10 protein-coding genes are annotated in these 8,781 nt (G+C 44.8%); 4 read left to right on the top strand and 6 right to left on the bottom strand.

The genetic code is table 11. The annotated features are described in order from the left end of the window. Positions 1–648: 648 nt before the first annotated feature. The 4 genes from A918_RS0101195 (at position 649) to A918_RS21215 (ending at position 2,877) form a co-directional block, all read left to right on the top strand. Positions 649–1,365, top strand: coding sequence for a ParA family protein (locus tag A918_RS0101195; RefSeq protein WP_022709289.1), 717 nt, complete (start codon positions 649–651; stop codon positions 1,363–1,365). Continuing rightward, positions 1,358–1,744, top strand: coding sequence for a hypothetical protein (locus A918_RS0101190; protein WP_022709288.1), 387 nt, complete (start codon positions 1,358–1,360; stop codon positions 1,742–1,744). The genes A918_RS0101195 and A918_RS0101190 overlap by 8 nt, the downstream gene beginning before the upstream one ends. 3 nt (positions 1,745–1,747) lie before the next feature. Further along, a complete protein-coding gene (locus tag A918_RS0101185) occupies positions 1,748–2,137 on the top strand; it encodes a hypothetical protein (protein ID WP_022709287.1) in 390 nt (129 codons plus the stop codon). A 140-nt stretch (positions 2,138–2,277) separates the two neighbouring features. Further along, a complete protein-coding gene (locus A918_RS21215; RefSeq protein ID WP_022709286.1) occupies positions 2,278–2,877 on the top strand; it encodes a helix-turn-helix domain-containing protein in 600 nt (199 codons plus the stop codon). 11 nt (positions 2,878–2,888) lie between these two features. Here A918_RS21215 and A918_RS0101175 read toward each other — a convergent pair whose 3' ends face one another. The 6 genes from A918_RS0101175 to A918_RS0101150 all read right to left on the bottom strand — a co-directional run bounded on the left by A918_RS0101175 (position 2,889) and on the right by A918_RS0101150 (position 8,622). Next, the gene (locus tag A918_RS0101175; protein ID WP_022709285.1) at positions 2,889–3,770 is read right to left on the bottom strand and encodes an ArdC family protein; all 882 of its coding nucleotides are present in this window, start codon (positions 3,768–3,770) and stop codon (positions 2,889–2,891) included. 959 nt (positions 3,771–4,729) lie between these two features. Further along, the gene (locus A918_RS0101170) at positions 4,730–5,059 is read right to left on the bottom strand and encodes a DUF736 family protein (protein WP_022709284.1); all 330 of its coding nucleotides are present in this window, start codon (positions 5,057–5,059) and stop codon (positions 4,730–4,732) included. Positions 5,060–5,641: 582 nt separating this feature from the next. Further along, positions 5,642–5,917: a hypothetical protein gene (locus A918_RS0101165; protein WP_022709283.1), complete on the bottom strand. Its 276-nt coding sequence runs from the start codon at positions 5,915–5,917 to the stop codon at positions 5,642–5,644. Between the two features lie 21 nt (positions 5,918–5,938). Continuing rightward, positions 5,939–6,376 carry a type II toxin-antitoxin system VapC family toxin gene (locus tag A918_RS0101160; protein WP_022709282.1) on the bottom strand — a complete coding sequence of 146 codons (438 nt, stop codon included), beginning with the start codon at positions 6,374–6,376 and terminating at the stop codon, positions 5,939–5,941. Next, positions 6,376–6,624, bottom strand: coding sequence for a type II toxin-antitoxin system VapB family antitoxin (locus A918_RS0101155; RefSeq protein ID WP_022709281.1), 249 nt, complete (start codon positions 6,622–6,624; stop codon positions 6,376–6,378). Before A918_RS0101155 ends, A918_RS0101160 begins: the two co-directional genes overlap by 1 nt. A 144-nt stretch (positions 6,625–6,768) precedes the next feature. Then, positions 6,769–8,622 (bottom strand): ParB N-terminal domain-containing protein, encoded by a 1,854-nt coding sequence (locus tag A918_RS0101150; RefSeq protein ID WP_022709280.1) that lies wholly within the window; start codon positions 8,620–8,622, stop codon positions 6,769–6,771. Positions 8,623–8,781: the final 159 nt, after the last annotated feature.

Below are 8,781 nucleotides of genomic sequence, written 5' to 3'. Positions count from 1 at the left end.
GCGCGGCTCGGAGGTTCACCATTCAAAGAGGTGCAGAAACGCGCCTGACGGCGCTCTAAACCCCGTTTAACAACGAATACAGAAGATATTTATGAGTGGGTGGCCTGATACCAACTAAGAAATACGTTGCGTATTGCCATTTCGTACATACGAAACGTATGTACCCGCATTCAAGATTCCAGCCTACGGCGCAACAGATTGCGTATGTACCATTCATACATACGCAGAGTATTTATAAGGCGTAAATACCAATGGTATTTACGCACTAGAAATACTTAACGTACATACGTACGATATTTACGATATATCATTATCAATTGTGCATACGATTGATATTCACATATGAGCATTACCAATCGTACATACGATTGATATTTACGAATTAACAATACGTAACGTACATATAAATCATATTTCTAAAATGAACGTACGGTCTGTACATACGATTGATATTTCTCTAACGTACATACGAATCGTATTTCTAATGCGTAAATACGTTAGAGATTTACGTTTGATATTTACGTTATGTAAATATCTCTCAGCAATACTAACGGTAAATCTAAAATAGCAATACGTTTCATATTGCTTCTGCGTACATACGATTTGGCAATACGTTTATCTGGTAACTGCCAGCATGTGAGGCTTAGAATGGCACAGGCTAAAATTATCACAGGTGCAAATGCAAAAGGTGGAGCAGGTAAAACCCTGTCTGTTATTTTGCTTGGTACTGAACTTGCCTTTAGAGGCATGAAGGTTCTGATTATCGACACCGATAGTGAGAAGAACATATCGAGCTGGTTTGACCGTTGCGTTGAAAACGGTACTCCTGTTACGGACATTGCTCATGAGTATGCAGGTACATCGAATAAACTTCTTGATGTTTTAAAAGCAAACGTAGAGCTTTATGATTATATTTTAATCGACACTCCGGGACGCTTAGAAAAATTTCAGCAAACAGCCTTTGAATTAACCGATCTCACTATAATTCCGGTTCAGGCTTGCCAGTCTGATATTAAAGGCATGGTCACTCTAATCTCTACACTTTTGGAGATTGAGGAAGCAGAACAAATTGAAATCCGAAAACTCGTTTTCAATACCCGCATTACTATGCAGGATCGCCATATTAATGAATATAAGTCTATCGGTAATTTCATTAATGAACTCAAAGAAGATGATAGCACTATCGAACATTCATCCGTTGAGCTAATGCAGCGCAATCCGTACCGTAAAGTCTATTCTGGCTTCACATCTCTAAGAAATTTACCGGACGCTGATAAAGATTCAGTGCTGAAAGCCATTGAAGAGGCTTCTAATTTTACCGATGCTGTTTTGAAATACTTGGAAGAGGGTGCAGAAAATGAGTAAACTTGATCGTATCAACAAAATGCGCCAAGCAAGCTTTAGCCCATCGAAAGCAGTAACGCCCGTTTTAGACGTGCCGGTGTCTGAAACAACAGAAAATGAGGCTTTGGCTCCCGCAGTCGAAACAGCTGCTCTTGAAAATGTTCAGGCTCCTTCAGCTCCTGCCGCTGTCCAGACGCCAGTTCAAAAGAGCATGCCAAGCATAAATCTGCTGCATGAAATTAAACAATCAAACAAAAAGCAGACCAAAACGCCTTTAACACTAAAATTGGACAATGATCTGCGTCTTAGATTACTTTCTGCAGCTGATAAGATAGGCTGTACTCAAACTGCGATTATCACAACGGCGATTGAAAAAGCACTCGACGAATTAGGTTATTAAGCAATGCGCTTTGGCTTCTTCACAGGTGGTCTAATTGGTTTTGTAGTAGGGGCAATTTCTGCCCCTATTATCTATGAGCAAGTGAATGTGAACGGCAATTTTCCATTAAAAGATATTATTTATGGTGCTATACAGCCTTCAGACCGTACAAAATGGCCAAATGCTGATGATACTCTAAATGCACTATTTGAATATCAGAAGTGGGAAGTAGCTGCACAATCAACCGCTAATAAAGCAAGTGTTGACGATTGCGTTACATTACAAAATAATACGTTTGGTTGTGATATAACATTAAAATTGGCATGGTTAGAGAAACAAACGCAAATTTCTGCAACTTTCCAGCTCATTGAAGATAAATGGAAAATTATTAATATTCAAAAAAACCTTCCATAGTCTCTTGCAAAAAGCTAATCGGTTAACATAACTGTTTTAGTCACTTGAAGGCTAAATTGCTGGCTATATAATGGGCTTAGATTCTGTATTATCCAGTGGATGCGGGATTTGCTACAATTTTGAAATGAATAGGGGCTGGTGTGAGTAACCAACAAGTCAAAACAACAATAGAAGAAAGAGGGCTTGTTGAAAGTTTCGATCCAGAAACGAAAAAGAATATTTTCCGAAAGCCCGGCTTTGAGGGCATCGAGCAGTTTGAAGATATTGACCGGCGCTTAGGTGACTTTATCCGAGAAGCCCGTGTTAACAAAAATCTTACCCATGAGCATTTTGTCGAACTGATCGGCTTGTCATATTATGTTTATGGCCGCTATGAACGCGCGCGGTCGCGCATGACTGTTCGCCGCTTGGTTCATGTCTGGGAATTGCTCGGTTTTTCTATGATTGACCTTGTTTATGCGATTGCCCCACAAATGTTGGGCGATACCCCTGAAAAAGCTGAACGAATGAAAGCCCTCTATTCCTCAATTGAGGGCTTTAAAGATTTTCTAAGTGACGCAACACCTGAACAAGTTACCGAGTTTCAGGACACTATGGCGGCAATGTCAAAGCTTCCTCCTGAAGCCCTGCGCACAATGAATTTATTTTTCAAACAAATGAATCCTACCGTTGAAACAAAGCCCAAAAAACGGGCATATCCAGCAAAAAGAAAAAAGGCTGAAGCAAAGCCTGAAGAATGAAAAAAGGCCGCTTATGCGGCCTTATCCAATTCTGAGGGTTGCAGGCTATGAAGATAGTTTGCTGCGGCCTGCGCCTTAGATGCAGCTGTGAAAATGGCCTTTGGATCATTTTTAAGCACTTCAAGCCATGTACTGATATAAGTCGCTGTATTTTCTTCAGGATTGATCGGCACCTGAAGATCAGAGCAGACGAAAGCCGATGTTAATTCGGCAACCAACTCTTCCATTGCGTAAGCCTCATTGCCAAAGCGCCCCGACAAATCACGATCTAAACGGCTCTTTGCTGCTGTCCAGTGGCCGAGTTCATGCAACAGAGTGGAATATAGGTGCGTTTGATCTACGAACCGCTTTCTATCCGGCATTGTGATAGTGTCTGCACTTGGGCGGTAAAAGGCTTGCGTACCGCTAAACTCAATTTTCGCACCTGTATTAGCGATGAAGGTATCTGCAATTACATGAGGCTCAATCTCATTGTCTGGCAGGTCTGGCTGAATGAATAGGTGATCAGGCAAGCCGTCAATCTGACGAATGTTAAAGACGCTGTAGCCTTTCAGGTATGGAATTTGACGTTCTTCATTATCGACCGGCATTTCATCTTTTGGCGTGAAGGTGCCGTATTTAACGACAAGGGTTGATTTTTCGCCTTTGCGTACCTGACCGCCTAATTCTTGTGCCTGCTTGAATGTCATCCACATTGGTTGATCGTAGCCGAAGGTTAGGGATGCAATCCAAAGGGCGAGAACATTAATGCCCTGATATGTCTGACCGTTGGCACGGAGCGGCAATTTCATGTTTGGGGCGCCATTCCAAGGGCTAATCCAAGGCTTAACGCCTTTCTCCAGCTGCTCAACGATTGTTTGGGTGATGCGTTCGTATGTGTCGTTGCTTTTCATGGTGGATCTCCTTTTCGTTCCTGACGGCAGAAAAACGAAAATGGCCGCATAAGTGGCCGGTCAGCCGTAGGCACGAAACGGAGTGGAGTACGGCAAAGCCGTTGACCGGACACGAGGCCATTGCAGCTTGCCGTCAAGTAAGGAACGAAAGGAAGTTCCACAAAGCTGGCACCTGTTACATGCATCACCAAGAGGTGAGGGCGGCTAAGCTGGCGCTGCCTGTTAGCTCTGTTTGCGCATCAATGCGCCCTGCCGCCGTGCTAATGACTGGCATCAACGTGCGACCGGCGCAGTTTGCTTTGCATCCCACTTCAGCAATCAAACAGGATGATCTGGGTAGGCACAGTTGCGATTGTGCAAGTGATAAAGCTCTGTCGTGACAATCGGCATCAGCTCTAAGAAATGTTAGAGAGGTGAGACGGCTTTACACTGAAATAGCGGCTTCGTTCGTGCGCAAGTGGTTGCTGCATTCATTCAATCAGCCATATCTGCACAATGCTCGGCCTCATTGGCAGATGGGCAAGGATGCGGCAGGGAATATTAAATCGCGCTGCTATGCTGCCCCACCAAAACTTAATGACACTTGTGCCGGTGAGGGTTGTTGAACTCCTTCCGGCCTTGCCATCATGAATAGGCCGCCTAAGCACTGCGTTTTAGATATGATCGGTGGTCTTGGCAGGCTCTGAGCGGAAAGAATGCCGGAACTTCGGCTCATGCTCTTTATCGTGCCTATCCTGAATATAGCGACAACTAGATTATGGTGGGTGCTATTGGTCAGACCATTATTAGCATCGAGGACGTGCAATAAATTTCATGCCTATCAGAATGGATTAGCAAAAGAGGCGTGTCCAGGTTGCGAAGATATTTCAACCATTCATCTTATAAAAGAAGGCACAAAGTGCCTTCTGCTGCCTGCCATTTCTGAAAATGAAAAAGCCCCCGAAGGGGCTTTGATTTTTTTAATCCCATTCAATGATTGCCTGAAGGCTTTCATCATCTTGTTCAGGGTAGCGGCCAAGATTGGCGCGGAAGTCAATCGCCTTCAGTGTGATGGAGAAGTATTCCTTGCCCTGCTGGCTTTTGTTTTTCCAGATACCACCGACCTGAATGTCGAAGCCTGCCGGAGATTTTGAGTAAATGCGATGAGTTGGAGTTTTATCGCTTTTTGGGTTGGAGATTGGCATGACCTTGATTGTGAGGTCGTTGGAGAGAGTGGAGATACGGCCGGAGCCTGTGGAAGCTTCAATGTTGTCGCTATCGAATTTGATGAAGTTTGTGACGTTGTTCATTTTTAGGTTCCTTTTTGCTAGTTGCTGAGAAGTCCCAAGCATGAAGTTGACGGTGCTGCACCGGAGGCCGCAGCGAAGCGAAGGAAGCCAGAGAGAAGAAAATTTGTCCCGCGAGGAAGTCCGCAGGACGGGGAAATTTTTTGAACGCGGCTTTGCAGCAAACCGGCACGAAATGCGACGACGTAACAGAAGCAACGGCGAAAAGAACCGCTCAAAAATGGGTATAATCCGTCACATTACAAATTCACTGTTTGCGACCAAGAAACTTCAATGCGATTGTATAAACTCTTAACTTCCAGCACGATAGCAACTCATGTCTATGCTTTAGTCAATCGCAAATTAAAAACACCATTAATTCGCATATCCAAAACATGGCATTAATCGTCACATAAGTAACAAGACACTGGAAACAGCCAGCAGAATGGATCTCGTCTTAATCACAAAGGCGGCTATGGCATGGCATATCTTGTCTAACCAGTGCGCAAGGGATTAGCCCACTGCAATTTTAAGGAATAAAAAAAGCCCCTTTGGGGGCTTCATTGAAGAAATGGCAGGCAGCACGGTTTTGGCAAGCCAAAACCATCATTCATCTTCAAAAACCTTCAGGTTTTTGGCCGCTTGCTGCGGGTTTTTCCGGCACAGCTGCTTATTCTTTTTAGAAGCATGTTCGCACTTATAGGCATAGGTGCTTAATTGATAGCTTGGTGCATCAGGAAAGGCACCGGCAGCAATATCAAGATACTCCTGAAACTCTTTAGACTGGCACCGGTTGCCGCTTGCGCCGCAATTGTAGGCACTGTCTGCAAGGGCAGGCATAGAAAAGAGAGAAACTAATGCAATTAGTGTAATGCTTTTCATAATGCCTGTCCTTTATCTCGCTTAGGCTTTTTCAATATCAGTTTGGCTAAAGTCATTGCCTTTGAACAATAGCGGTAAACGCAATTCTGTAGCGCTTGCAAAAGAGAAGCAATCACCAAAATTGAGTTTAGCAGGATGCCCGACAAAGCGGCCAAAGGTTTTGGCTGCATCAAGGGCGCGTTTATGTGTTGAGCCGCCTATTGCAACTTCTTTCGCACCAATTGTGCGCAGAAAATTATCAACTCGGATTTGAACCTGTTCAATCAGTTCCGGCGGGATTGGCTTTTGATCGCCGTAACGTGCGGTCGCGGCAATGCGAGCCAGACTTATAACAGCTTCAAAAACTGAAACAGACGAATAGGCTTTAGTCCCTGTGCAGCCTTCAATCTTACCGACGAAATAACCTGCATCTTCTTCTTCGGCCAGAATTGCAACGATAACAGAAGCATCAATGAACATTACAAATCCCATCCTTCATCCATGAAAGCCTTATGGTCATGTGGGGTCTTATTTTCCCCGATCAGGTCTTTCATAGATGCCTGAATTTCTGCCACGCGCTCCGCAAGCGGCCTTTCGTTTGCAAAACGGTTCAGCTCATTTTGAATGGCGCGGCGAACTGCTTCCGTTTTGCTCGGCGCATTGGTAACTTTCATAAGTTTGATCGCCATTTCATTAACGGCATCATCTTTGACATATAGACCAGACATTGATTTGACTCCGGTATATCCAATTTGAAATATACGTATATACTACAAAGTATATACTAAATTTGCAATCATTTTTTGAGGAAACGGGGCAGAAAAACCGCCCCGTAAATCAAGAAATAAATGCCTTTGAAGCATTGCGGAGCTTCATGCAGCGTCTGGCATTTCGTCCGATGTGTCAAGGTTCACCGGCTTAGAAACCTGCAAGAGAGGTGGTAGCCATTTAGTGCCTTTAAGAATTTTCTCGGCGAGCTTTGCAGCATCTGCCTTGCTTGATGATTGCATGACTTCGCGCTCTGCATCATTACCTTTCAAAAGGCCAACGGTGCGTTGTATTTCGTTGCGCGAAACCTGTCTGAAATAGCTATCTGCGGTCGGTGTCCACCAGTCGCGCATATCCAGATTAAGGGCTCTTGCAAGTTGGTCATTCTTATCTGGTGCGCTTGTCTGATTGCGTGTTTCAATCACACTAATTGACGGTGCAGCCGCATATGCCAACAGGGATAACAAGGTTGTTTTGTTTTGGTCGAGTAACCAATCAAAGAGATCGTCAACATCAGCAGGCAATATGTTGCCCATTTCTTCCTTCATAGCTTCATAAGCATCATAGGCTTTAGAACTATCCGGCTGTTTCATATAGGAAGTTGTGTTCACCTTGTTCATAGATATATCCAGCACTGACTTATAATAGCCAGCGGAATAATGGGCGCTAATCAAAAGCCTATGAACAACAGCAACTAAAGCTGTATTCACGTCCTTAGCCATAAGGGCAATCATAGCTGCGTTTTTATGTGCGGTTAAATCTTCGCGCAATGTTTGAGATACGGCACCATTTGCATCTTCTACCTGAGCGCCTGAAGCCTTTTTCAAGCGTTCTGGGTCGTCCTCTGGGCGAATATAACCATGATAGAAGTGCAATTCTCCATCTGAGCGAATTGTATAAAACACGCCGGAATAGGCCATTTCTTCAGGGTCAAAGGAATATTTTTTATCCTGCAACGCTTCGTATAGTTCGGATATCCGGTCATGTTCAGCAAGGGCTGCAATATTTTCCGGCTTATCGCCTTCAATTGGGAGTGCTGCCATTTCGGCCTCCCAAGCTTCGAGCTGCGCATATTCTTTTTCGCTCAAATCTCTGTGCTTAGAATAGATTCTGCGCCAGTTGTAATAATCAGAATGATCGCCCATCATTTCAGACCATGCCCAACCTTCAGCAGCGATTTTTTCTTTCACAGCCTCAATTTTTTCATCCAGTAGCTTGCCTATAATTTCAGGGTTTACGATTACCCCGCCACCATCATCAGCAAACAAATCTGTAATGACTGCACCGCCAGCGGCTTTATAGGCTTCAAGTCCAACAAAACGAACGGCTGGCGTTGAGGTTGCCATTTCAAAATTTGTCAGTGCGCTGCGTATTCTTGTTGGTGAATAATATTCAGAACGCATCAGCGACAAAACGGACTTTTGGCGCTCATGATCATCAGTGATCGCAAATGCCTGAAGCTGCGGCAAAGAAATAGCATCCTGAAGGTGAGCGTCCAGAATTTCCGGCGCTACATTTGCCAATGCTAAGCGTTTCTGAACGGTCGGAACACTTTCGTTAAAGGTGTTTGCGATCTGTTCAACGGTTGCACCATTTTCGGCCAGTGCCTTAAACGCTGCGAACTGGTCGAGCGGTGACATGCTTGCCCGTGCTTCATTTTCAATGAGACTGAGGGCAACAGGGTCGGCATCGGTGCGAACGCTACAGGTAATTTTATGATCTGGCTTAATCTCGCCAGCTTCGGCCAGACGCAAAAGCGCGGCAAGGCGACGACCGCCAGCGGTAACAAAAAAATCGCCTTTTGTTTCTGCGGGTCTGACAACCAGATTTTGCAGCAATTTAAAACCAGTTGCGCGAATGCTTGCGGCCAGAATTGCAAGGTCTGCGGTATTCATACTTTTGCGCACATTAAGAGGGTCTGGCAGCAGGTTTGATAATGCGATTTCACGAATAGTCATTTGTTTTTCCCTTCTTCCTTTTCCGCGAAGCGTTCTTTCTGTCCCGTAGGGCAGAAACCCCGTTTCTGCTCCTGCGGCGTCGCAAGCGAGACTGGGGGTTAGGGGTGGCAAGCTGGAAAACTGGGAGGGGGATCACCCGCCCGAAGGGTCAGCAGCGGA

It is taken from the genome of Pseudochrobactrum sp. AO18b, assembly GCF_000409565.1.
Classification (GTDB): Bacteria; Pseudomonadota; Alphaproteobacteria; order Rhizobiales; family Rhizobiaceae; genus Pseudochrobactrum; species Pseudochrobactrum saccharolyticum.
This window is presented reverse-complemented; position numbering and strand designations above follow the sequence as displayed.